This window comes from Tenacibaculum skagerrakense (assembly GCF_004345825.1).
GTDB classification, from domain to species: Bacteria; Bacteroidota; Bacteroidia; order Flavobacteriales; family Flavobacteriaceae; genus Polaribacter; species Polaribacter skagerrakensis.
In genome coordinates, this window is sequence record NZ_SLXM01000001.1 from 586115 (window position 1) to 609731 (window position 23617).

Consider the following 23617-nt stretch of genomic DNA (forward strand, 5'->3'; position numbering starts at 1 on the left):
TATATGCATACAAAATCAATCGGTTAACACTAGTTAACACTAGTTAACCTAGTAAGCTATTTTTTGAAATCATATTTGTAGTGTGAAATTAAATAAATCAAAAAGTAATGAAAAACATAGTTCTATTAGTAGTAGTATTAATATCAATAAATGCCTATGCACAGGAAAAGAAGAATGTAAAGTTTAAAACAACATCTTTAACATTTACAGTGGATTCTACAGATGAAGCAAAAAAAATAAATTGGGATGAAACCAAAGAGTTTTTTGAAGATGTTGATAAAGATGAAGAGATAACATTAGGCATAAAGATTAAAAAAAATGGAGAAGTTTTTAAGTCAGAATCAAAACACAATTTTTTAATATCTGGTAAAGCAGGAAACATTGACCAACTAATTAAGATTATATCTAATTATGAAGTAGAAACCAAACCTGAAGTAAAAATGTCTTCATTGATTTACACTGTAGATTCTGTTAAAGAATTAAAAGAAATTGATTGGAAAGAGGTAAAAAAATCATTTGCAGATAAAGATGAAGACGAAGAAATCACTTTAGGTTGTAAAGTAAAAAGTTCAGCTGAAGAGAATTCTAAAGTGGATATCAAGCTAAGCTTTATTGTAACTGGAAAAGTAAAAGATTTAGACAAGTTAATTAAAGCGATGTCGAACTATACTAAAAATCAATAAACAAAAAATAAACATTAAAATTAAATACAATGAGAGTTCAATTATTTCTAGCACTAGTCTTGTTATCATTAATTGTAGGAGCACAAGACTTCCAAGGAAAAGCTACTTATAAAACTCATAGAAATATGGATATTAAAGTAAGTACTGACCAAAACGCTCCTAATTCAGCAATGCAAAAGAAATTGCATGACCAATTAAAAAAAATGTCTCAAAAAACATTTACGCTTAATTTCAACAAATCAGAATCTACCTATACGCAGAACAAAGAATTAAAACCAGAAACTCAAACAGGAGGTGTAAGCATTGTTATGATTGGAGACGGAGGAGGAAATGATGTTTTATATAAAGATGTAAACAAAAAAATCTACAGAAATAAAACAGAAATAAGTGGTAAGAATTTTTTAATTGAAGATAAGTTGCAAACTGCTGACTGGGAAATGACGGCTGAAACAAAAAAGATAGGTAAATTCACTTGTTATAAAGCCACTAGATCAAGAGAAGAAGATCGTGTAAGTTTTACAATGACAGATGGAGACAAAGAAGAAACTAAAGAAAAAGTTACTGTAACAACAGAAGTGTGGTATACACCAGAGATTCCAGTAAGCAACGGCCCGGGAATGTTTTGGGGATTGCCAGGGTTAATTTTAGAAGTTCATGAAGGTAAATTAACTATTGTTTGTACAGAGTTAGTTTTAAATCCTTCAGACAAAGTGTCTATTGATAAACCAACAAAAGGAAAAAAAGTTTCTCAAGAGAAATTTGATAAGATTATGAGAGAGAAAACAGAAGAAATGATGGAGCGATTTAAGAATAATAGAAAGTCTAAAAACAAAGGAGAATCAATAAGTATAGAAATTCAAGGATAGCGATTAAACCTTTAGCTTTTTTTTAAGTCTAACACAAGATTACGAATAGTATCTTTAACAACAAAATTAAGCTAATCAATATGAAATCACTTATTACCTATTTGTTTGTTTTCTTTACAATAACCTGTTTTTCTCAAAAAAACTTTTATGGTAAAGCAGTTTATCAATCAAAAACATCGTTCGACTTAGAGCAATGGAATAATCGCGAAATGTCGGAACAACAGAAAAAAAGAATTATGGAGCGAATGAAGAATATGCTTGAAAAAACATATGTACTTCAGTTTAATAAAAGCGCTTCTATTTATAAAGAAGAGGAGAAGTTAGAAGCTCCAGGAAGTGGGGGAGGATTTAGATTTGGAGGTTTTTCTGCAGAATCACAATATAAGAGTATTACTGAAAAGCAATTTTTAGAAGAGCGTGAATTCTTCGGGAAAAAGTTTTTAATCGAAGATTCAGCTGAAATGCCTAAATGGGAAATGACAGGGGAAACGAAACAAATAGGTAATTATCTGTGTTACAAAGCTACAATGCTAAAAAAAACAGATGAGTTCGATTGGCAAAATATGAGAAGAAGAGGTAGAGATCGTGATAATGATGAGAAAAAGAAAGATACTGCCAATGTAAAAAAAGTAACAGAGGAGATTGAACTGCCAAAAGAAGTATTAGTAACAGCATGGTATACACCTCAAATTCCTGTGAGCAACGGACCAGGAGAATATTGGGGATTACCAGGATTGATTCTAGAGGTGAATTCAGGAAGAACCACTATTTTATGTACACAAGTTGTATTGAACCCAAAAGAGAGAATTGAAATTGAAGCTCCAACTAAAGGCGATAAAGTTTCCAGAGAAGAATACAATAAAATTGTAAAGAAAAAAATGGAAGAGATGCGCGATATGTGGAGAGGAAGAAGAGGTAGAGATTCTAGACGTTAGATAACCAAAATTTTAATAATGAAACAAATTTTATTTTTTGCGATTATTTTAATCGCTAGCCATACTAGTGCCCAAATTAAACTATCTGGAGTAGTTTCAGATGAAGGAGGAAATAAGCTGGAAATGGCAAATATGATTGCTATTAATCAACAAACTAAAAAGATAGATTCGTATGGTTTTACAGATGCGTTTGGTAACTATAAACTGAATTTACAAAAAAATACAAGCTATATAATTAAAGCGAGTTATGTAGGAATGAAATCTGGCGACGTATTAGTGTCTACAAAAGAGTCAGATATGATAAAAGATATAACCTTAACTATTGATGAAACTTTAGATGAAGTTGAAATTGTTTCTAAAATGCCAGTAACCGTTAAAGGGGATACTATTGTATACAATGCTGATTCTTTTAAAAGTGGAACGGAGAAAAAATTAGGAGACGTTTTAAAGAAATTACCAGGAGTAGAAGTAAATGATGATGGAGAGATTCAGGTGGAAGGGAAAACGGTTAGTAAAGTTATGGTAGAAGGAAAAGATTTCTTTGACGGAGATTCTAAATTGGCTACAAAAAACATTCCTGCAAATGCCATTGATAAGGTTGAAGTGTTGAAGAATCATAGCGAGGTTCGTCAAATGAGCAGCGTAACCGATAATGAAGATAATATTGTTATCAATTTAAAATTAAAAGAAGGGAAGAAAAACTTTTGGTTCGGAGAAGTTTCTGCTGGAATAGGAATGGCAACGGAAGATACACGTTATGTTGTACATCCAAAGCTGTTTTATTATAGTCCAAAATATAGTTTGAATTTAATAACAGATTTCAATAACATTGGTGAAGTACCATTTACACGTCGCGATTATTTTAAGTTCACAGGAGGTTTCCGTGGAGGAGGAGGACAAGGTACAGGGTTTAATGTTTCTTCTTCTGATATAGGTTTTTTAACGTTGAGAAATAATAGAGCAAAAGAAATTGTGTCTCGTTTTGGTGCATTAAATTTTAGTTACTCACCAAAAGAAAATTGGGATCTAAGTGGTTTTGCAATTTATTCTGGTTCAGATACTGATTTAGAAGAGAATACAGTAAGAAATTACTTAACTCCAAACAGAAATGATCCTCAAGCTATTGAAACAGAAACAACACAAAGTATTACCAATCAACAAAGTGATTTAGGATTAATTAAGTTGAGTTCAAGTTACAAAGCAAACCCAGATAACCAATTTGATTATGATCTTTTTGCTAAAGTTTCTGATCAAAAAGAAACACAGTTGTTAACTTCAAATAGAACTGCTATTGATGGTACTTTTACATTAGTGCCAATTAATCAATTAACAACACAGAATCCATATTCCATTAATCAGAATTTAAACTATTATTACACATTAAATGATAGAAATATTTTTGCCTTTGAAGGACAACATTTATGGCAAAATGAAGATCCGTTTTACAATGCACAGTTAGCCCAATTATCATTTTTTAATCAATTAGGATTAACAAATCAGTCGTTATTTGATGTTTCTCAGAACAAAAGAGTTAAAACAAATAAGTTAGATGCAAAGTTAGATTACTTCTATGTGATTAACTCTAAGAGTAATTTAAACCTAACGTTAGGAACTACCTTAAGTAATCAGCAGTTTAATTCAGATGTTTTTCAGGTTTTAGACAATGGAGATCAAACAAATATTAATAATCCAGATGCTATTAATGATGTAGCTTATACTTTTGACGATTATTATGCGGGATTACATTATAAGTTTATCACTGGGATTTTTACTTTTAATCAAGGATTCACAGCTCATAAATACGCGGCTGTAAATACACAGTTAGGTAGTGTTTTCGATAATAGTTTTACAAAGTTACTTCCAGATGCATCAATAAAAATAGCATTAAAAAAATCAGAAAGTTTACGATTAAATTATAGTCAGCAAGTCAGTTTTACGGACATCAACCGCGTTGCTGAAGGTTATGTATTCAATAACTACAACCGTTTATATAGTGGAAATAGAGAGTTAGAGAGTTCATTGTCTCATAATGTAAATTTGAGTTATTTTAGCTTTAATATGTTTAATTATACTAATGTATTTGCTAGTATTAATTATAGTAAATTAATTGAAGCAGTAAAAGGAGCTACAGTTTTTAATGGAGTAGATCAGGTATCGAGTTCAATCAATTCAGCTTTTCCAGACGAAACGATTTCAGCAAATGCAAATTTCCAAAAAAGCTATAGAAAGTTTAAACTGACTTTAGGAGGAAATTTAGCTTATTCAGTATCGAATAACCTTTTCTTTTCTGGGTTAACTGGGCAAAATGAAAACAGAGAATCGAATTCTTTTACACAAGCATACAGAACTAGATTTAGTACTAATTTTAGAGAGTTTCCAAATTTTGATGTTGGTTACAACGTTAGTATTAATAAGTACGATCAAGGAGGAGTTATAAACACTTTCACAACACATAGTCCATTTATTAATTTTGATGCTTTTATCACAGATGAACTAGTTTTCAATACAAGTTACACGTATAATAACTTTAGAAATCAATCTAGAACATTAAATGATTATAGTTTCTGGGATGCAGATTTAACCTATCAAAAAGGAGATAGTAAATGGGAGTATAAAATTAAAGCAACGAACCTGTTAAACACAAAATCACTGAACCAAGACGATTCAAATGCAATATTTAACAGTTCATCTGTATATATTGTACAGCCGCGATTTGTAACATTTAATATTACGTATAATTTATAGTTTTCGGGATTAATCAAAAACGGTGGGCTTTATTAGTAAGCCCACCGTTTTTATTTTATATAAAATCTTATTATTTCAAGATTATTTTATAATTAGTTTTCTCGTAGTTCGCTTATCTCCATTCTGAACTTGTAATATATACAATCCAGTGTTAATTCCGTTAAAGCTTAATTCTTCAGAGAATGTATTTGGAGTGTTTGTAAACTCTTTTTGCTCAATCATTCTTCCTCTAATATCAAATAATTTAATTTTTACTTCTTGAGTATCAATTACCTCAAAAGTAATATTAAAGTTTCCATTAGATGGGTTTGGATACACACTAAAGTTGTTAAAGTCAAAATCATCAACAGATGCGGTAGGATTATCAATAATATTGAAATTAATTGAATTCATATTATAAAAAATATTATCTACAGCCTCTACCATAATTCTTGCCGTTGTTGTAGGATGATTAGGGATTGTTACCGATTGAGAACCATCATTAGGCGTACTTTCTATTAAAGTTGTAGGAAATGTTAATCCTCCGTCAGTTGATAATTTAATACGAACATTTTGACAATTGATAGGAGATTGATGCGTAGTAGATCTATTCCAAGTAATAATTTGAGAAGTTTCACCAGTCAAATTTGTGTTACTTGGATTAGAAACTGTAAAAGGGCTAGCACTAGTAACAGTAACTTTCATGTCATCTCTATCAGCTGCACCACCACCAGCATTATTATCACGAACTACTAAAGAAAAGTTCATTTCTCTAGCAACTTGAGGAATAACCTCCCATGTTGAAAAGGTTGATCCTCCAGCGACAGTTTCTATTTTAGGTAAATACCTATCTGAAGACGAACTCGGAGCGAAAGATCTAAACAAAGCACCAGCAGTGCTCCCAGATAATGGGGGAGCTGTAGTTAGTTCATTGTCAATTTGTTCCCAGTTGTAAGTTAGACTATTTGTACCGTCTGCATCAGTAGCATTTCCTTTTAATTTTAACGGGGTTCCTCTAGGAACACTGAAGTCAGAACCAGCATTAGCAACAGGTGCGTTATTTCCCGTTGCAGTAATTGTTCCACAGAATGTTCCTTGAATATGAGTCCACATGCTAGTGATACTAAAAGAATGAAAATGATCATCACTATTACTCTGAACATCTGGGGGACAAATTCCAGCATACGCCATAATTGTTGATCCACTACCTGGTTCAACAGCACTTGAGTTTGATCGATTATTATCGCATGAATTGTTAAAAGTATGTGGAGCTCCAAATTGATGCCCCATTTCATGGGCTACATAATCTACATCGTAAGGGTCTCCAATAGGATTAGAGGTACCTGTAACTCCACGCCCTTTTCCTCCGAAACAAACAACACCTAATCCCGCTACGCCACCTCCACCAGTACTAAATACATGGCCAATATCATAATTTGTGTTTCCTATTATATTGTCACATTTAGATTGATTTTCTGAAATCAAAGACCCAGGTGAGTCATCAGTAAAGCCATCAGTATCAGCATCCAAAAAAATTAAAGGATTATCACCATCTTGTAAAATAATATTCATTCTAACGGCTAAATCTCTTTCAAACAAACCATTTACACGTGCCATGGTTGTGTTCATTGCAGATAATACGGCTGCTCTTTGTACTGTTTCTGTACCACCACTAACTCCTTGTTGATTGATGTGAAATTGTGCGTATTCACCTGTACAACTTAAAGCTAGTCGATATGTTCTTAAAAAACCATCATCTGCAGTTCTTTGAGCAGCAGTGTTTATTTCAGTTTTTTTAGCTTCTACAGTTTCTTTTACGTGACACGTAAAATCATCATCAGCTTTTTCAATATTAGCTCTGTTGTAACTCATATACAAAGTTTTATCCTTAGAGTAAGGATCTACATAAAATGTAGGATGATTTCCTGAGAAAATAGTGATATGAACGCCGTCAGTTCCAACAGTAATTTTACCATTTTCAGTCCTATCAGAAATCCCTTGAATAGAATATGATTTGATGAATCCATATTTTGGATGAATAGGTTCTGTAAAGTTAGAATGCTCAATTACAATGTAGTTATTTAATTTATCGTTGTAACCAGGTAAAGAAATGATTTTGTTAACTCCTTTAGCTTGAGAAGTGAGTTCATTTTTGAAACTCTCTATATCTAAATTATATATAGAGAATTTTTCAGGTTGATTTTTTATAAAAGCTTTCTCTCCTTTAAAGGCAAAGTCTCCGGTATCCATTTTTTTCCAAGAACTTTGTGCATTAGTTAAGGTTATGCAAAAAAGCGTTAATACAAGTGTGATTTTTCTCATTAGGATTAATTTTAATAAACATGTTTTTAATGCATTGTTAATGAACAATGAAACTTGTAAGGGATGTCAAAAATATTAATAAAATAGTTGATTTACAGATTTATTCGTAAAAAAATGTGTTTTATCTTTTAAAATTAATGAATATGTGAAGTCTTGTCTGACTTTTTCTCTAACTATATAATTTATTCTTAAAACACAAAGTTTTTCGAATCCATTTTTTTCCACGAACTTTGTAAGAAGTTAAATCTGTTTAAAAAAGTATTCAAACAATTATAAGCTTATTTAATATTGGTTTACTATTAAAAACGAGCTGAATAGCAAAAGCATGAATAAAAATATCCATTTAATAGAGTTATTACAAAAAGATTATAAAGAAACCTGGGATTATCAAACTGATTTATTACAAGGAATCATAGATATTAAGGTAAAGAACAGAAGAGAGGAACTAAATATTGAAACTAATAATTATTTTCTGTTTGTAGAACACCCACATGTTTATACACTGGGAAAAAGTGGTGATATGAGTAATCTTTTACTCAATGAAAAGCAGCTTGAAAGTAAAGGGATTTCTTTTTATAAAATCAACAGAGGTGGAGATATTACGTATCACGGTCCAGGACAAATAGTAGGGTATCCAATTTTAGATCTAGAAAATTTCTTTACGGATATTCATAAATATCTTCGATTTTTAGAAGAAGTAATTATAAAAGTAATTGCTGAATATGGTTTAAAAGGAGAAAGAAGTGATGGTGAAACAGGCGTATGGTTAGATGTTGGAACTCCGTTTGCTAGAAAAATTTGTGCTATGGGAATTCGGACTAGTCGTTGGGTTACCATGCATGGTTTTGCGTTAAATGTAAATGCCGATTTAGGATATTTCGATCATATTATTCCATGTGGAATTAAAGGTAAAGCTGTTACATCATTAGAAGCAGAACTTGGGAGTAAGTTGCATATTGAAGAGGTTAAAGAAAAAATCTTAAATCATTTTAAAGAAATATTTGAAGTAAATGAATTCATAAAAAAAGCGAGCCTATAGCTCGCTTTTATATTCTTAATAATTATGGTAATTATTTTCTAGCTTTTAACTCGAAAGAAAACTCTACTAAGTCGTTAATAGCTTTATCTTTTAAATCTTCGAAAAATTTCCCAGAATTATATTGAACTCCAAAGTCAGTTCTGTCAACCATAAACGTATCACTTTTTAATGTAATATCATTTCCGTTTTCAGTTAAAGTAGCAGGAATTGTAATGCTCTTAGTTACATCCTTAATAGTTAAATTACCTGTAATGTGTAATTTTCCTTCTTTAACTTCAGAACTAGCTACTTCAAATTTAGCTGTAGGGAATTTTTCAACATCAAAAAAGTCAGCAGCCTTTAAGTGACCCTCTAATTTCTCTTTTCCTTTACCAGCTTCTAAGTCTGTACAAGAAATTGAATTCATGTCAAAAGTAAATTCTCCAGCTTTTACAAGTCCATTCTCAATATCAAACAATCCTTTTTCTAAACCGATTGTTCCATTGTGTCCACCACCAATTGCTTTATCTCCTTTCCATGTAACAGTAGATTCTGCTACATTTACGTTGTATGAGTTAACTGGGTCAGTTACTTTTTCCTCAACTTTTACCTCTTCTTTAGTTTCTACTTTTTTCTCGCCTTTACAAGAAGTTAATGCTATAGCAACAACTGCTAATGATAAAATTAGTTTTTTCATTTTTTTTATGGATTAATTTTAATTTATTTTCCATGGCAAATATATTTAATATCTGTCACTTATGAAAACTATTTTTTGTCTTTTGTATCAATTATTATAGTAACTGGCCCGTCGTTTAATAATTCTACTTTCATATCCGCTCCAAATTGACCAGTTAGCACTTTTCTTTGAGTAATATTCTCAAAATCAGCAATAAATTTTTCATATAAAGGAATAGCGACATCAGGCTTTGCAGCAAGAATATAACTTGGTCTGTTTCCTTTTTTAGTGGATGCATGTAAAGTAAACTGACTTACAATAATTGCATCACCATTAATATCAATTAGTGATTTATTCATCACATTATTCTCATCGTTAAAAATTCTAAGGTTTGCAATTTTTTTAGACAACCATTCTATGTCTTCTTGAGTATCATCGTTCACAATTCCCAATAAAATCAATAAACCCGAATGTATAGAAGCAACTTTTTTACCTTCAATAGTAACGCTTGCTTTACTAACCCTTTGAATAACTGCTTTCATAAGAATTTATTTTCCAGAAAGAATATCTGTTCTATAATTTTCCTCTTCTCCTTCGATAATTTGTAGATAACTTTTATAGCGAGACCAAGAGATTTCTTCATTTTCTAAGGCTTCTTTCACTGCGCAATGCGGCTCATTGATGTGAATACAGTTATTGAACTTGCAGTCTTGTTTTAAAGCAAAAAATTCTGGGAAATAATCACCTAACTCATCTTGTTCCATATCTACAACACCAAAACCTTTAATTCCTGGCGTGTCTATGATTTGAGCATCAAAAGTTAAATCAAACATTTCTGCAAAAGTAGTAGTATGTTGTCCTTGCTTATGTTGTTCTGAAATTTCTTTTGTTTTTAAATCTAAAGATGGCTCTATGAAGTTTAGTAACGTGGTTTTTCCTACGCCCGAATGTCCAGAAAACATACTTACTTTACCCTTCATCATTTCTTTGATTTTATCAACATTAGTTCCGTCTGTAGCTGAAACTTCTATGCATTTATAACCAATAGGTTCATAAATATCTTTTAGGTATAAAATCTCAGCTTTTTGTTCTATTTCGTAGGTGTCAATTTTATTGAATACTAAAACTACGTCGATAGAATAAGCCTCTGCAGTCACTAAAAAACGATCAATAAAAGTGGTAAAAGTTGGCGGATTATCAATAGTAACTATCAAAAAAACTTGATCAATATTTGATGCAATTATGTGGGTTTGTTTTGAAAGATTTACAGATTTACGAACGATGTAGTTTTTGCGATCATAAATCTCAGTAATAATCCCAGTTTCTTCATCGCTTTTGGTGTCTATATCAAACTTAACTTTATCACCAACAGCAATAGGATTGGTACTTTTAATACCTTTAATTCGAAATTTTCCTTTAATCCTACAATTTAAAAACCGACCTTCCTCTGTTTTTACCCAATACCAACTTCCTGTAGATTTATACACCGTACCTGTCATATAACAAAGATGAGAATAAAAATTGAATCTCCTAACTAAGTTTAGTCCATTAAATCTTTTATTTTCTTTGAAACACTTCCCTTTTCTCCCAATCGGATAATACCAAAAATAATATTGGCAATTATACCTGGTTTACTGATTAAAGTAGCGGTTTTTGCTACGCTAATATCTCGTTCATTAATAACTTCATTAACGTTGTTTTCTTGAGAGTTTGATAGCTGAACAGCAAAATCCCAAGCTCCATTTCGAGCTATTTCCATACTAAAATCAACTAAAAAATTATCCACATCACGCGTATATTTCAAAATTTTTCTAAGGAAAGGATATATTTTTGCTAAATCATTTTCTACATCTAAAACTAAAGAAGATAAGACGGAATTAATTTTATCAAAGTCACCTTTTAAATTTTCAATCGGAGCACCTTTAGAAACTTCGGCAGCAGCAATTCCTAAATCAAGATTAATGTGTGCATTCATACCAATTAGTAAATGTTGTAATACAATTGGCCAGAATTTTTTTGATAATAAGAATGCCTTTTCCCAAGATTGTGTAACTACCTTATTTTGTGTAAAACTATAATAAGCATCAATATATCTTTTGGCAAATATGATATCTAATTTTTCCATTCGAGGTCCGTCTTCAAAGAAACCGTTATGAATTCCTTCTTTAACTTTAATAGTTACTTTTTGATATAAAGCAGCGAAATATCCTAAAGGGTTTTTCTCTTGGATTGATGTGTCAATAATATCTTGCAATATAGCTATTACATCATCAATAGTGTGAATTGGTTTCATTGATTTTTGGTTAGTTTGGTCAGGTTAATGTACATAAAAAAAGCGCAATTACTGCGCTTTTTACTATTATGAATTGATAATTTTCTTTTGATGGTTAATACTTTCTTGGTGAATAGCTTTGAATATTCTAAGTACAAATTCTTCACTTAAATTGTTTTCTTCGCCTTCTAGAATCATTTTGCCTAAAATTTCGTTCCATCGTTTTGTTTGAAGAATGGCAACGTTCTTATCTTTCTTTAAAGAACCAATTTGGTCAGAAATTTTCATACGTTTGCCTAACATTTCAATTAACTGATGATCTATTACATCAATTTGTGTTCTAAGTGTATTTAAAGCATTGCTATAATCGGCTTCTGTATCCGTTTCTTTTCTGATTTTTAAATCGACCATCATTTGAATTAACGTGTCTGGTGTAATTTGTTGTTTTGCATCACTCCAAGCGTTATCTGGATCGTAGTGAGTTTCCACCATTAAACCATCAAAATTTAAGTCTAAAGCAGTCTGACAGATATCGAAAATAATATCTCTACGACCAGCAATGTGAGATGGATCACAGATTAACGGTAAGTCAGGGAAACGATTTTGTAATTCAATAGGAATTTGCCAGTTTGGGTTATTTCTATATCTCGTTTTCTCGTAAGTAGAAAACCCTCTGTGAATAACTCCTAGCTTTTTGATATTTGCAGAGTATAAACGCTCAATAGCTCCTAACCATAACGCTAAATCTGGATTTACTGGGTTTTTAACTAAAACAATCTTATCGGTTCCTTCTAAAGCATCTGCAATTTCTTGCACGATAAATGGGCTTACCGTTGTTCTTGCTCCGATCCATAAAATATCAATATCGTGCTCTAAAGCTAACTTTACATGATCTTTATTGGCAACTTCTGTAGAAGTTAACATTCCTGTTTCTTTTTTAGCTCGTTGTAACCATTTTAATCCTAAAGCACCAACACCTTCAAAGTTTCCTGGTCTAGTTCTTGGCTTCCAAATTCCTGCTCTTAAAACAGTTGCATCTGTGTCTTTTAATTCATGAGCAATTTTTAGAACTTGCTCTTCTGTTTCTGCGCTACATGGTCCTGCTATTACTAAAGGATGACTTAATTTGAAATCATCTAACCACGTTCTTAATTTTTTGGTATTTTCCATTTTTTTGTTTTTTAAGAAAGCTTAACTTCTTGAATTCCGCTTAAAATTTGTTTAATATGATTGGTATTTTCCATTTCAGAGTAGATCTCTGAAAAATTATTCTCTTCTAATAAGGTTTTAAAGTTTTGTAAATTTTGAATGTATTCATTTAGGGTTTCTATTACGTTACTTTTGTTTTGTTCAAAAATGGGAGTCCACATAGCGGGTGAACTTTTAGCTAAACGAACAGTAGAAGCAAATCCACTACCTGCCATATCGAAAATATCACGTTCGTTTTTCTCTTTTTCGATGACAGTTTTTCCTAGCATAAAAGAACTGATATGAGATAAATGCGATACATAAGCTATATGTTTGTCATGAGATTTTGGATCCATGTATCGAATACGCATTCCTATTTTTGAGAAAATTTCTAACGCTTTTTCTTGAAGCTTAAAAGCAGTCTTTTCAACTTCACAAATAATATTTGTTTTTCCTCTGTATAAGCCGGTTAAAGCTGCTTGAGGTCCAGAAAACTCTGTTCCGGCAATTGGATGAGTTGCTAAGAAATTCCTTCTTTTTGGGTGATTTGAAATGCCCTCGCAAACCAATTCTTTAGTTGAACCAACATCTAAAACCAAACATGTCTCAGAAATATGATTTAATACTTCAGGAATAACTTGTAAGGAAACATCCACAGGAATTGAAACGATTACAATATCTGCAATTGCTAAATCTTCATTAGTAGCCTTTTCATTTATAATACCTAATGTTAAAGCTTCTTCTATGTGATCTTCATTTCTGTCTATTCCGTAGATGATAGCGTTATCGAATTCTTTTTGAATATCTAGTGCTAAACTTCCGCCAATTAATCCTACCCCAATTATAAATACATTCATACTACCCTAAATTATCGATTCTTTTGATTGCTGTTTTTATATCTTCTTCCTTAACACACAAAGAAAAACGTATGTAACCTTCACCTTGACTTCCGAAAATGCTCCCCGGAGCAACAAATAAATCGTATTTATGAAGAAGGTTATCTATAAATTCTTCAGATGTTTGGTTAGACGGAATTTTAGTCCAAACAAACATTCCAGAGCCATCTTTTTTACAAGTAAGTCCTAATTTTTCTACAAGCTCATGGATTAATGCTCTTCTTGTTTCGTAAATTGAATTAATACTAGTAAACCACTCTTTTGAAAGTTGTAATGCAGCAATCGCTCCTTTTTGAATTCCGTAAAACATTCCAGAATCCATCTGGGTTTTTACTTTTAAAATTTCATTTAAGAATTCTTGTTTTCCTGATAACATTCCCACTCTCCAACCTGCCATATTGAAAGATTTACTTAGAGAGTTTAATTCTAAAGCAATATCCATAGCTCCATTAACTTGTAAAATACTAGTCGGATTTTCGTTTAAAATAAAACTATACGGATTATCATTTACAACAATAATATTATGCTTTTTAGCAAATTCAATAATGTTTTTGAAAGTGTCTTTAGAAGCGTTTGTTCCTGTTGGCATATGCGGATAATTAATCCACATTAATTTTACGTTACTTAGGTTCTCTTTCTCTAATGCCGTAAAATCTGGTTGATAGTCGTTTTCTTCAACTAAATCGTAAAAAACAGGCTTGGCTCCTAAAAGTTTAGTTACCGAACTGTATGTTGGATATCCAGGATTTGGAATTAAAACACTGTCTCCTTCATTTAAAAGCGCTAACGAAATATGCATAATCCCTTCTTTACTTCCCATTAATGGAAGGATTTCAGAATCTGGATTTAGATTCACATTATAGTTAGTTTTATAGAATGAGCTAATTGCGGTTCTAAACTCAGGGATTCCTTGGTAACTTTGGTATTTATGTGCGCCCGCTTCTAACATACTTTTTGTAATTGCTGTAATTACTTCAGTAGGAGGAGCTAGATCTGGACTTCCAATTCCCATGTTAATGATTGGTTTTCCTTTAGCAACCAATTCTCTTACCTCTCTCAATTTTTTTGAGAAGTAGTATTCTTCAACAGTTTGTAAACGGTTTGCGAATGTTATCATGATCTTCCGTTTTTGTATTCACCTAATATTTTAAAATCTGTGGCCATAATTTCTATAATGGCTTTGGCTTTTTTGTAATCTTCATAGCTGTCAAAAGTAACATCTACAAAGAATGAATATTTCCAAGGAGTTTCAATTTTAGGTAAAGATTGAATTTTTGTTAGGTTCAATTTACAATCACTCATTACATTTAAAACAGCAGCTAAACTTCCTCTCTTATGATCTAACTCGAATTTTAAAGAAGCTTTGTTAATAGATTCGATTCCGTTTGCTGGTTTTGAAGTTTGTAGAATTACAAATCGAGTTGCATTGTTTTTTATGGTTTGAATCTCGTCTTCTATGACTTCTAGATTAAAAATATCGGCTGCTATTTTGGGCGCAATTGCCGCTACGCCTTTTAATTGTTTTTCAGAAATTCGTTTGGCAATCTCAGCAGTATCAACATCTTCTACCAATTTAATATGCTTATGTTGTTTAAAGAATTCCTTACACTGTAACAATGCCATTGGGTGTGAGCAAACTTCAGTAATTTCATTTATATTCTGATTGGGTAAAGCCATCAAGTGGTGGTGAATTGGTAGGTAATATTCTCCTGAAATATGTAAGTTATTTTTATCAATCAAGGCGTAGTTTGGAATGATAGAACCTGCTATTGTGTTTTCAATAGCCATAATTGCTTGGTCCGATTCATTGGTTAGTAAACTATCGACAAGAACATCAAATGACAAGCATTCTTTGAGTAATATCTGCTTATCGAAAAATTGCGTTGCAACAATATGATGGTTGCTACCTTCTATTCCTTGGATGGCTATTTTCTTCATTTTACATCAAAAAAAAAGCCTCGATGCAATCGAGACTTTATATTTATATTGTTTTATAGCTACCTAAACACATAACACAAAGTCTCTCCTCTTACTATAAAAGTAAAAGTAAAAATAGAAACCTTGCCATACGTTTTGTAACATAACTTCTTCGTTGTTATTTTGTTGGTAACAAATCTTGAAAATTAATTTTAGTTAAGCAAATTTTTTTTTCGATTTTTTTAAGGTATCGATTTCGTAAGGTGTTTATTTAACAATTTTGTAAGTCTTGTTTACAATGAAACAAAGAAAAGCTCCAATTTATGGAGCTTTTCTTAAATTGTTAAAAAGTTATACTTTTTAACTCAGTATGAAGGGGGGATTAAGAGATATGCTTCTGTAAATCGTCTAATTGTTTAATATTTAGAGCGTCTTTTAAAATTTCATCTCTTTGATTTTTTAGAATTCTATTAGTGCTTTGTGGGAGCTCAATTTCTGAGGTGATAACCTCGTTGTACTCATCAATAGTAGCTTGTTCTCCTCGTAAAGCTTCCTCGAGCATAGCTTCATCATTTTCTGGGGTTAAGAATGCTTTTACATTCATCCAAGTTCTGTGAGCTGTACCTTTTAAACTACCTTCTTCATTTGGGTTTTCTCCGAATGATTTAATTTCATTCTTTAAAACTTGTCCAAAGCGTTCACGCTCATTAGATTTTCTTTCAAAGAAGTCAGTTAATATATTACTTTTAGAATTTTTTGCTGCTGTTCTATATCCTTTCTCAGCATCATAATTTTTTTCTAATAAATTATTTAATTTGGTTGCTACTTGTGCTGTATAATTCTGCATATTATTTGGTTTTAAAGTTATTCGACACTATTTTTAGAGATGCATATCGATTAACATCTGTAAGATTAAAACTGGTAACGAATACCAAGTGCGATATCAAAATCTAAATCGTCACTAAATTCATCATTAAACCCTAACTCAGGTCGAATATCTAAGGAGATTAACAAAGGTATTTCTAAGTCATATTCAATACCTAAATTACCAGCTACTAAAGCAAAAGCTCCGCTATTTATAGGGTTTTCATAAGAACCAACTCCTGCACCTGCGCCTACATACCAATGAAATCGATTTTCTAATGTAAAAACCCATTGATACAGTCCAACTAATTTAAAAGCTTCTACATCTCTGGAGTTTCTGAATCCTAAATCTAATTCTAGTCGATTATTACTTTTTAAATAACGTTGGTAAGAAATTTCTCCTCCAAATCCGTCATTATCTCCAACTCGAATACCTAATGCATTTTTTGAAATACTTTGACTGTATAAACAAGAAGTCATTAATAAAGCTGTACTAATAATCACTCTCCTTAAATGTTTCATGATAAATATGTTTTAATGTTCACTTCAAAAGTACAAATGAGATAGAGTTGAGTTTAGTTCATTTAATACAGATGTTAGCTCATATCAAATGAATGGTAATTGAGAAGGTAATATTAGGTTTTTTAATAGTAGATGATGCTTTTTGAAGAAAAATAACATTGAAAAATGATTAACTTTAAAAGATAACCGTAATCTTAATTTTACTACCGATGATAGTTAAAGAAGCCTTTCAATGTACAATACATAAGCTGGATAAATTAGATAATAATGTTCCTGTAAATTTAGTATTAAGTGGTGGTGGAATGAAAGGTGTTGCTCATATACCTTTAATTGAAGCTTTAGAAGAAAGAAATATTAAAATCAATGCAATTTCTGCTTGTAGCGCAGGTTCATTAGTTGGTTCCATGTATGCATCTGGAATTTCTACAGATGAAATGTTAGAATTTTTCAAATCAACAGATATATTTCAATATTCATGGATAACTTTTGCAAAAGCAGGTATTTTTAATTCAGAAAATTACGGCAAATTACTAGACGGAAAAATCAAAGAAACTTTTGAAGAATTGTTATTTCCTTTATACATATCTACTACAAATTTAAATAAAGGAGTAACTAATTATTTTAGTGAAGGAGAATTAAAAAAACCAGTATTAGCTTCATGTGCAATTCCAGGATTATTCAATCCAATACATATTAATAAACAGTTGTATTCTGATGGTGGTGTATTGGATAATTTCCCGTTAACACCATTTAAAGAGTCGGAATATCCAGTAGTTGGTAGTTATGTAGTGTATCCTTCGTCTAAAAGGAATAATGAATTAAATTCTACTTTGCGAGTTTTAGAACATTCATTTAAATTATTATCTCTAGCTTCGGAAGAATATAAGTTTTTTGAAACTTTTGCTACGGTTTGTTTTCCTTTGGAAGAATTTAGTGGTTTTGACAAAAAACAGGTAGATAAAATTTATAAAAAGGCTAAAGAATATTTAGGAGAAAGGTTACAATAAAGGACTGAAAATTTTAGCAAAGCCTTCTAAAAGTTTCTTAAAAACAGATCGGTTTTTAAACGTTTCGTATTCAAGTATTTCACAACTTTCCTTACTAGTGTTGAAATTTTTAGTTAGCTCTTTTGCTATTTCTTCATCATAAAGCATAGTATTGATTTCATAATTATGCTCAAAACTTCTATAATCAAAGTTTCCAGAACCTACGGAAGCTATTTCTTCATCTACGATTATGAGTTTACTATGAGAAAAACGTTTTTTTAAAATACATATTTCAACACCAGTCTCTAACAACGTTTCAAAATTACTATGCATACTGTATTTAGCTATAGTACTGTCATTATTCTTTGGTACCATTAAAGTAACAGAAACTCCGCGTAAAACAGCCATTTTCATGGCTTCCATTAAGGTTCTATTTGGAATAAAATATGGATTTTCTATTAAGATGCTTTTTTGGGCTTGATGAATCATCATAGAATACTGATGTAAGATGGAATGATAATCCAAATCAGGACCACCAACAATAACTTGAGCAATGGTATTACCTTTTTCTTCTTGTACAGGAAGATATTTGTTGTTTAATAATTCTTTTCCGCTTGCAAAATAATAGTCTTTAGTAAAAACTCTATGAATATGATCAACAATTGGACCTTCAATTCTTAAATGTGTATCGTCCCATTTTCCTAATTCTGATTTTGATTTAATGTATTTATCAGAAATATTTACACCTCCAGTAAACGCAATTACACCGTCAACAATGGCTATTTTTCGATGGTTTCTATAATTTAGTGTAGATAAAATGGTGTTTATTTTTAAAGGTAAAATTGGATATACCTTGGCACCTAAACGAATTAAGTTGTTTACGGATTTATTTTTCCATTTGTAGCTGCCAAGTGCGTCATATAAAATTCGAATCTCAACTCCTGATTTTATTTTTTCTGTAAATAATTCGATAAATTTATCTAACAGTTCGCCTTTTTCTATAATGTAGTATTGAATATGGATGAATTTTTCTGCTTTAGAAAAAGTTTCAAATAGCTCTTCAAATGTAGCTTCTCCGTCATTCAATAATTTAATTTTATTGTTTTTGACTACTGGAAATCCAGAACTTTTTCTAAGTAATTTACCTATTTCATTAAATTTTGAGGAATCAAATTGATGTGTAAAGTTTTCTATTACATCACTTTTGTGATTTAAATCGTATAGCTTTCTTTTAGCGTTAAAATTTAGTTTATAAAATTTATATTCTTTACGATTAATTCCAAAAATTATGAATATAACTATTCCTATGAATGGAAAACCAATAATAACTAATAACCAACCTATTGATCTTGAGGGTCTAGTTCCGTATAATAGAACATTGTATATTCCCCATAGGGCACTAACTACATATACTATTATTGCTAAAATCATTACCGAGAAGCTATTTTGTTAACGGCTAATCTCGAAGAATAAGGTTTAGATAAAATTTGTTTGATTTCGTCCAAAGTAGATTCTTTGTTTAACCAATGATTTTTTAGAAGTTTTGGGAGTTCAAGAGGCATGAATTCATATAAATTATTCATAGAGGTTAATTCATCGTTTGTTTCAGTGTTAATTACTGAACAAGTTATGAAGCCGTCTTCTAATATGTTGTATATTCCAGCTAAATAAAAAGGATGCAACGGATCTTTCTCTACTAAATAATTTTTGACTTTTGCACCTTTGAGATAATACAGGTAAAACCCAGTTACAATAATTAAACATCTACGTTCCATTGAGGCCTCTCTGTATAATGTGTTTGTGAATAGTTCTTCTTTGGATACATGAAGTGTAGTTTTTAATTTTTGAAAAGTTTTCCAACTACCCTCATAATTTTGAGGTAGAATACCCCAAATTCCTGGAATTATAACATTTGGATCATCCATAGTTATTATGGAAATAGTCTGTTCTCTATTACCATCAATTTTTAACCTAGGCTTATACAGAGCAGGATATTTTAATGAAAGACCTAGTTCTTCTGTTAGTAGTGTTTTACTCGCTATGTTTGATAATTTATACTTCAAAACCTTAGGATATTGTGAATGCAACAATCATTGAAACTCCAATAAATAAGCAAGTTAAAACGATGTAAAATCCTAATCGTGTTACCTTGTTATTCTGAAATATATAATTCCTATTCTTTTGTTGTAAATCGTTTTTTATAAACTTAAAGTTTTCATGTTCTCTTTTCATTGTATTCTGTTTTAATAAGTTTCTCTACAAAATTATGAAGTAGATGTACTTGAGATTAATTCATTTCATTTATTCCTTTGCTCATTTCAGTTAAGTCTTTCTTTTTGCGTTAAATCATAGCTTCGTTGGCAGTTTGAATAATTTATAGTTATGTTGTTTTTAAAAAGCTTAAAGAGATTTGTTTTTAGTGATTATATATCATATTAATTATATAGATAAAAAATTACTAAAGAATTTACTCAAAAAAGTTAATAAATTATGAAATGAGCAAAGGAATAAACGAAATGAACCAAGAAGAACTGTAATGCTGCGCTACTTTTGTATCGAACCATAAAAGATATAGCATGTTAAGAATTTTAGTTAAAGAAGATGAAAACATAGATAGAGCTATAAAAAGATATAGAAGGAAATTCAGTAAAACTCAAATCTTAAAAGAATTAAGAGAGAGGAAAGAATTTAAAAAGCCTTCTGTTGAAAAAAGAGAACAAATGCAAAAAGCTCAGTATCGAGAAGAATATCTTCGAAAAGAAAACAACCAATAAATCAATAAAATTAAAGATGTCATATAGTAAGCATCTTCCTAAAGAAATTACTTGTAATCTAAATTTAAAGTAATGAAAAAAATAATTTTAACAACCTTATTAATTAGCGTAATTAGTTTTGTAAATGCACAGAAAACCGATGTTATTGAGTCAACTGAAGTAGTTGAAAATCCAGAGGTTAGTGAAGATGGAACTTTATATAGTACCAAAGTAAAAGTGATTACTAGAAAAGCTCAAAAAAACAAATTTGACCCAAAACAAAAGCATCAATTAAATCAGGATAGAGTGGCGTCACCAGTATCAGTAGATAAAATCATTATGATTGATAATGATATGGATCCATTTTATGATAAAACTACTATTATAAAATACTATAAATACAAGGGAAGAAAATATAATTTTCAAGTAGAGAAAAATAATTTATTAATCTCTTATAGTACCAATAGTAATACTGTAAATTCAGCTAAAGCCTATAAATCTAGAAACAACAGATTTTATATTGTTACAGGTAATGATTTTAACGGTGTAGGGTATTTTAATAGCAATAACGATTTTGTATTAGAGTATTATGATAAGTTAAAAGGTGATACAGAATATGCAATTTTCGAAAGTTTTAAAATGTAATTACTGAGGAAATAACGTATTAAAAGACAGTTTGTAAACTGTCTTTTTTTTGGTCAATTTTTAAATAAAATTAAATAAACACTTAAGCACAAAAACATGGATTTTGAACCCACATTAAAAAAGATAGAAAAGTCATTTATAGAAAGTTGGAATTATTTTATAGAACAAGTTCCGCAAATTATTTTAGGGATTGTAATAATTACTGCCGGATTTATGTTGGCTAGAGTTATTACTAACTTTTTTCGAAAAACAATTTCAAATAAAACAGAAGACCCACTTATGGTCAATTTTTTAAGTAAAACCATAAAATTAGGGCTGTTAATTTTAGTCATAATGTTTGCCATGAAAGTAGTTGGGTTGGAGGGAGTAGCTACTGGACTTTTAACGGCGGTAGGAGCATCAACAGTTATTATAGGTTTTGCTTTTAAAGATATTGGAGAGAATTTTATTTCCGGAGTTATTTTATCTTTTAAACGTCCATTTGGAATTAATGATACGGTAAAAATCGATACTATTTTTGGTAAGGTAAAAGCTTTAGAGTTTAGATATACAAAGCTTAAAACATTTGACGGTAGAGATGTGTACATACCCAACAGTGATATTATAAAGAAAGCAGTTTATAATTATACCGAAGATGGATTTTATAGAAATGATTTCTTAGTTGGTATAGATTATGAAGATGATATTGATATCGCTAAAAAGGTCATTTTAGAAGTAGTAATTAATACAATTGGTGTAATCAATACAGAAGAACATCAAAGTTTTGTTACAGTGGATGAATTAGGGGTTAGCACAGTTAATCTTAAAGTTATTTTTTGGACGAAGACAAAAGAGTATAAAAGAGGTGCATTAGAAACAAAAAGTGAAGTAATTAAGAATGTTAAAAACGTGATTATTGAAAACGGATTTAATATGCCTGCAGATATTAAAGAAATTAAGCTGTATGGTTCTCAAGAAAGCCTTCCAATTACAATAACAAATGATAATAGGTAATGGACTTAAAAGAATTAAAAAATGCCAGATTACTTGAGTCGTCCTAAAATAGGTTGACAGTTAAAAAAAAATATTTAAACTAGAGAAGGTACCTTCTCTGGTTTTTTGTTGTGTATAAAATTAGGAGTTTTCATATTCAAACTCAAGTGAGGTCTTAAATTATTATAAACATTTATTGATTGTTTTATAAGTTTTTCCAGTTCCTTTCTTGTATTACATTTATACATTAAAAATTCATGTTTCAAAATTCCATTGATTCTTTCTGCTATAGCATTTTGATAACAGTCATATCCATCTGTCATTGATGCTTTTATTCCTTGTTTTTCTAGCTTACTTTGATATACTGTTGAACAGTATTGTAGTCCTCTATCAGAATGATGAATCATTGGTTCAGATGTAATTCTATTTTTAATGGCCATAGTTAACGCTTTAACTACATTTTCTGCACTCATATCATCGCTTAAATGATATCCCATAATTTTTCTACTAAAAGCATCGGTTACCAAAGATAAATAATGGGTTCGTTCTCTACTTTTAATATAGGTGATATCGCTGACAAAGTATTGTTCTGGGTGCACTGCCTTAGCATCTTTAATCAGATTTGGATGTTTGCGTAACCAATGTTTAGAGTTAGTAGTTTTGGTATAATTCTTTTTAGGTTTGATCAACATAGATTCTGAACGCAAGTAATCAAATAGGGCATCTCTACCTATTTTTATCCCTCGATCATTAAACTCATCCTTTAACAAATAATACAACTTACGGGTACCTATCCTAGGCATTTGCATACGTATTTGGACAATTAAAGGTTTGATTTTAGAACGTTCTGCTCTTCGAGCTTCCTCACGCTTAATACTTTGATAGAATCCTTGTCTTGATATCTCAAACAATCGACAACAACGAGATAAACTTATTCTTTGTTCTTGTCTGATGCGTTGGATTGTTGAGATAAATACTTTTTTCTAATAGAAGTCCCATATTGACTATCGGAGATATCAATCATGGTATTAAGAATCTGATTCTTTAACTTCTGATCTTCTAACTCGCGTTCTAATCGCTTAATCTTTTGTGCAGGTGTTTCTTTGAATGTTGATTTCATTAGTAAGGCAGGTTTACTCCAATCTAAGATACCATGTTTTCTCAGCCAAACCAAAACGGTACTCCTCCCTTGAATACCATACTTCTTCTGAGCTTGTTTATAAGTTAACTCGCCTTTTTCTACTTGGGAAACTACAGCTAATTTAAAGCCTAAATTGTAATCACGCTGGGTACGCTTTTTCTTGTCTACATTGTTATTCATAAAATAAGTCTAATTTGTGTCAACTTATTTCAGGACGAGACAACTTAAATAAAAAAA

At 30.8% G+C, this 23617-nt stretch carries 24 protein-coding genes; 9 read left to right on the top strand and 15 right to left on the bottom strand.

Going from position 1 to position 23617, the window contains the following annotated elements; translation table 11 throughout:
- The first annotated feature begins 107 nt into the window (after positions 1-107).
- The 4 genes from EV195_RS02695 to EV195_RS02710 all read left to right on the top strand — a co-directional run bounded on the left by EV195_RS02695 (position 108) and on the right by EV195_RS02710 (position 5229).
- On the top strand, positions 108-683 hold the full coding sequence (locus tag EV195_RS02695; protein WP_132792536.1) for a hypothetical protein: 576 nt from the start codon (positions 108-110) through the stop codon (positions 681-683).
- A gap of 29 nt (positions 684-712) precedes the next feature.
- Positions 713-1549: a GLPGLI family protein gene (locus EV195_RS02700; RefSeq protein WP_132792539.1), complete on the top strand. Its 837-nt coding sequence runs from the start codon at positions 713-715 to the stop codon at positions 1547-1549.
- Positions 1550-1629: 80 nt separating this feature from the next.
- Positions 1630-2484, top strand: coding sequence for a GLPGLI family protein (locus tag EV195_RS02705; RefSeq protein WP_132792542.1), 855 nt, complete (start codon positions 1630-1632; stop codon positions 2482-2484).
- A gap of 18 nt (positions 2485-2502) precedes the next feature.
- On the top strand, positions 2503-5229 hold the full coding sequence (locus tag EV195_RS02710) for a TonB-dependent receptor (protein WP_132792545.1): 2727 nt from the start codon (positions 2503-2505) through the stop codon (positions 5227-5229).
- Between the two features lie 81 nt (positions 5230-5310).
- Here the strand turns inward: EV195_RS02710 and EV195_RS02715 are convergent, their stop codons facing one another.
- Complete coding sequence (locus tag EV195_RS02715; RefSeq protein ID WP_132792548.1) at positions 5311-7530, bottom strand: zinc-dependent metalloprotease; 2220 nt, start codon at positions 7528-7530, stop codon at positions 5311-5313.
- A gap of 325 nt (positions 7531-7855) precedes the next feature.
- Between EV195_RS02715 and lipB the strand changes: the two genes are divergently transcribed.
- A complete protein-coding gene (gene lipB, locus EV195_RS02720; RefSeq protein ID WP_132792551.1) occupies positions 7856-8569 on the top strand; it encodes a lipoyl(octanoyl) transferase LipB in 714 nt (237 codons plus the stop codon).
- Positions 8570-8600: 31 nt separating this feature from the next.
- Here lipB and EV195_RS02725 read toward each other — a convergent pair whose 3' ends face one another.
- The 10 genes from EV195_RS02725 to EV195_RS02770 form a co-directional block, all read right to left on the bottom strand.
- Positions 8601-9245: a YceI family protein gene (locus EV195_RS02725; RefSeq protein ID WP_132792555.1), complete on the bottom strand. Its 645-nt coding sequence runs from the start codon at positions 9243-9245 to the stop codon at positions 8601-8603.
- Between the two features lie 68 nt (positions 9246-9313).
- Positions 9314-9766: a D-aminoacyl-tRNA deacylase gene (gene dtd / locus EV195_RS02730; protein WP_132792558.1), complete on the bottom strand. Its 453-nt coding sequence runs from the start codon at positions 9764-9766 to the stop codon at positions 9314-9316.
- A gap of 6 nt (positions 9767-9772) precedes the next feature.
- Positions 9773-10723 carry a ribosome small subunit-dependent GTPase A gene (rsgA, locus tag EV195_RS02735; protein WP_132792561.1) on the bottom strand — a complete coding sequence of 317 codons (951 nt, stop codon included), beginning with the start codon at positions 10721-10723 and terminating at the stop codon, positions 9773-9775.
- 41 nt (positions 10724-10764) lie between these two features.
- A complete protein-coding gene (locus EV195_RS02740) occupies positions 10765-11517 on the bottom strand; it encodes a DUF5995 family protein (RefSeq protein ID WP_132792564.1) in 753 nt (250 codons plus the stop codon).
- Between the two features lie 66 nt (positions 11518-11583).
- Positions 11584-12666, bottom strand: a complete 1083-nt coding sequence (locus EV195_RS02745) for a bifunctional 3-deoxy-7-phosphoheptulonate synthase/chorismate mutase type II (RefSeq protein WP_132792567.1) — start codon at positions 12664-12666, stop codon at positions 11584-11586.
- Between the two features lie 11 nt (positions 12667-12677).
- Positions 12678-13541: a prephenate dehydrogenase gene (locus EV195_RS02750; RefSeq protein ID WP_132792570.1), complete on the bottom strand. Its 864-nt coding sequence runs from the start codon at positions 13539-13541 to the stop codon at positions 12678-12680.
- 1 nt (position 13542) lies between these two features.
- Positions 13543-14697, bottom strand: a complete 1155-nt coding sequence (locus EV195_RS02755; protein ID WP_132792573.1) for a pyridoxal phosphate-dependent aminotransferase — start codon at positions 14695-14697, stop codon at positions 13543-13545.
- Positions 14694-15518 carry a prephenate dehydratase gene (locus EV195_RS02760; protein WP_132792576.1) on the bottom strand — a complete coding sequence of 275 codons (825 nt, stop codon included), beginning with the start codon at positions 15516-15518 and terminating at the stop codon, positions 14694-14696. Before EV195_RS02760 ends, EV195_RS02755 begins: the two co-directional genes overlap by 4 nt.
- 361 nt (positions 15519-15879) lie before the next feature.
- A complete protein-coding gene (locus EV195_RS02765; protein ID WP_132792579.1) occupies positions 15880-16344 on the bottom strand; it encodes a ferritin-like domain-containing protein in 465 nt (154 codons plus the stop codon).
- A 65-nt stretch (positions 16345-16409) separates the two neighbouring features.
- Positions 16410-16883 carry a hypothetical protein gene (locus EV195_RS02770; RefSeq protein ID WP_132792582.1) on the bottom strand — a complete coding sequence of 158 codons (474 nt, stop codon included), beginning with the start codon at positions 16881-16883 and terminating at the stop codon, positions 16410-16412.
- A gap of 209 nt (positions 16884-17092) precedes the next feature.
- Here EV195_RS02770 and EV195_RS02775 point away from each other — a divergent pair, with 209 nt between their 5' ends.
- On the top strand, positions 17093-17890 hold the full coding sequence (locus EV195_RS02775; protein ID WP_132792585.1) for a patatin-like phospholipase family protein: 798 nt from the start codon (positions 17093-17095) through the stop codon (positions 17888-17890).
- Here EV195_RS02775 and cls read toward each other — a convergent pair.
- Genes cls through EV195_RS16630 form a run of 3 tightly spaced genes read right to left on the bottom strand, consistent with a single transcriptional unit; the run spans position 17882 to position 20101 of the window.
- Complete coding sequence (gene cls, locus EV195_RS02780) at positions 17882-19300, bottom strand: cardiolipin synthase (RefSeq protein ID WP_132792588.1); 1419 nt, start codon at positions 19298-19300, stop codon at positions 17882-17884. The two genes, EV195_RS02775 and cls, sit on opposite strands and share 9 nt — an antisense overlap.
- Complete coding sequence (locus tag EV195_RS02785) at positions 19300-19932, bottom strand: SOS response-associated peptidase family protein (RefSeq protein ID WP_132792591.1); 633 nt, start codon at positions 19930-19932, stop codon at positions 19300-19302. The genes cls and EV195_RS02785 overlap by 1 nt, the downstream gene beginning before the upstream one ends.
- Before the next feature lie 4 nt (positions 19933-19936).
- Positions 19937-20101 (bottom strand): hypothetical protein, encoded by a 165-nt coding sequence (locus EV195_RS16630; RefSeq protein WP_165915673.1) that lies wholly within the window; start codon positions 20099-20101, stop codon positions 19937-19939.
- A 344-nt stretch (positions 20102-20445) separates the two neighbouring features.
- Here EV195_RS16630 and rpsU point away from each other — a divergent pair, with 344 nt between their 5' ends.
- The 3 genes from rpsU to EV195_RS02800 all read left to right on the top strand — a co-directional run bounded on the left by rpsU (position 20446) and on the right by EV195_RS02800 (position 22260).
- Positions 20446-20643, top strand: coding sequence for a 30S ribosomal protein S21 (rpsU, locus tag EV195_RS02790; RefSeq protein ID WP_132792594.1), 198 nt, complete (start codon positions 20446-20448; stop codon positions 20641-20643).
- A gap of 72 nt (positions 20644-20715) precedes the next feature.
- Positions 20716-21267, top strand: a complete 552-nt coding sequence (locus EV195_RS02795) for a hypothetical protein (protein ID WP_132792597.1) — start codon at positions 20716-20718, stop codon at positions 21265-21267.
- Positions 21268-21363: 96 nt separating this feature from the next.
- Positions 21364-22260, top strand: coding sequence for a mechanosensitive ion channel family protein (locus EV195_RS02800; protein ID WP_132792600.1), 897 nt, complete (start codon positions 21364-21366; stop codon positions 22258-22260).
- A gap of 74 nt (positions 22261-22334) precedes the next feature.
- Here EV195_RS02800 and EV195_RS02805 read toward each other — a convergent pair.
- A protein-coding gene (locus EV195_RS02805; RefSeq protein ID WP_132792603.1) for an IS3 family transposase occupies positions 22335-23560 on the bottom strand; the annotation gives its coding sequence in 2 pieces (ribosomal slippage) (positions 22335-23203 and positions 23203-23560; 1227 coding nt in all).
- Positions 23561-23617: the final 57 nt, after the last annotated feature.

What these genes read in the sequence shown, in the direction of transcription:
- cls (WP_132792588.1), bottom strand. Translation starts at nt 19,300, where the DNA reads ATGATTTTAGCAATAATAGTATATGTAGTTAGTGCCCTATGGGGAATA.
- dtd (WP_132792558.1), bottom strand. Translation starts at nt 9,766, where the DNA reads ATGAAAGCAGTTATTCAAAGGGTTAGTAAAGCAAGCGTTACTATTGAA.
- EV195_RS02700 (WP_132792539.1), top strand. Translation starts at nt 713, where the DNA reads ATGAGAGTTCAATTATTTCTAGCACTAGTCTTGTTATCATTAATTGTA.
- EV195_RS02775 (WP_132792585.1), top strand. Translation starts at nt 17,093, where the DNA reads ATGATAGTTAAAGAAGCCTTTCAATGTACAATACATAAGCTGGATAAA.
- lipB (WP_132792551.1), top strand. Translation starts at nt 7,856, where the DNA reads ATGAATAAAAATATCCATTTAATAGAGTTATTACAAAAAGATTATAAA.
- EV195_RS02725 (WP_132792555.1), bottom strand. Translation starts at nt 9,245, where the DNA reads ATGAAAAAACTAATTTTATCATTAGCAGTTGTTGCTATAGCATTAACT.
- rsgA (WP_132792561.1), bottom strand. Translation starts at nt 10,723, where the DNA reads ATGACAGGTACGGTGTATAAATCTACAGGAAGTTGGTATTGGGTAAAA.
- EV195_RS02705 (WP_132792542.1), top strand. Translation starts at nt 1,630, where the DNA reads ATGAAATCACTTATTACCTATTTGTTTGTTTTCTTTACAATAACCTGT.
- EV195_RS02760 (WP_132792576.1), bottom strand. Translation starts at nt 15,518, where the DNA reads ATGAAGAAAATAGCCATCCAAGGAATAGAAGGTAGCAACCATCATATT.
- EV195_RS02740 (WP_132792564.1), bottom strand. Translation starts at nt 11,517, where the DNA reads ATGAAACCAATTCACACTATTGATGATGTAATAGCTATATTGCAAGAT.
- EV195_RS02695 (WP_132792536.1), top strand. Translation starts at nt 108, where the DNA reads ATGAAAAACATAGTTCTATTAGTAGTAGTATTAATATCAATAAATGCC.
- EV195_RS02770 (WP_132792582.1), bottom strand. Translation starts at nt 16,883, where the DNA reads ATGAAACATTTAAGGAGAGTGATTATTAGTACAGCTTTATTAATGACT.
- EV195_RS02755 (WP_132792573.1), bottom strand. Translation starts at nt 14,697, where the DNA reads ATGATAACATTCGCAAACCGTTTACAAACTGTTGAAGAATACTACTTC.
- EV195_RS02800 (WP_132792600.1), top strand. Translation starts at nt 21,364, where the DNA reads ATGGATTTTGAACCCACATTAAAAAAGATAGAAAAGTCATTTATAGAA.
- EV195_RS02745 (WP_132792567.1), bottom strand. Translation starts at nt 12,666, where the DNA reads ATGGAAAATACCAAAAAATTAAGAACGTGGTTAGATGATTTCAAATTA.
- EV195_RS16630 (WP_165915673.1), bottom strand. Translation starts at nt 20,101, where the DNA reads ATGAAAAGAGAACATGAAAACTTTAAGTTTATAAAAAACGATTTACAA.
- EV195_RS02765 (WP_132792579.1), bottom strand. Translation starts at nt 16,344, where the DNA reads ATGCAGAATTATACAGCACAAGTAGCAACCAAATTAAATAATTTATTA.
- rpsU (WP_132792594.1), top strand. Translation starts at nt 20,446, where the DNA reads ATGTTAAGAATTTTAGTTAAAGAAGATGAAAACATAGATAGAGCTATA.
- EV195_RS02715 (WP_132792548.1), bottom strand. Translation starts at nt 7,530, where the DNA reads ATGAGAAAAATCACACTTGTATTAACGCTTTTTTGCATAACCTTAACT.
- EV195_RS02750 (WP_132792570.1), bottom strand. Translation starts at nt 13,541, where the DNA reads ATGAATGTATTTATAATTGGGGTAGGATTAATTGGCGGAAGTTTAGCA.
- EV195_RS02710 (WP_132792545.1), top strand. Translation starts at nt 2,503, where the DNA reads ATGAAACAAATTTTATTTTTTGCGATTATTTTAATCGCTAGCCATACT.
- EV195_RS02795 (WP_132792597.1), top strand. Translation starts at nt 20,716, where the DNA reads ATGAAAAAAATAATTTTAACAACCTTATTAATTAGCGTAATTAGTTTT.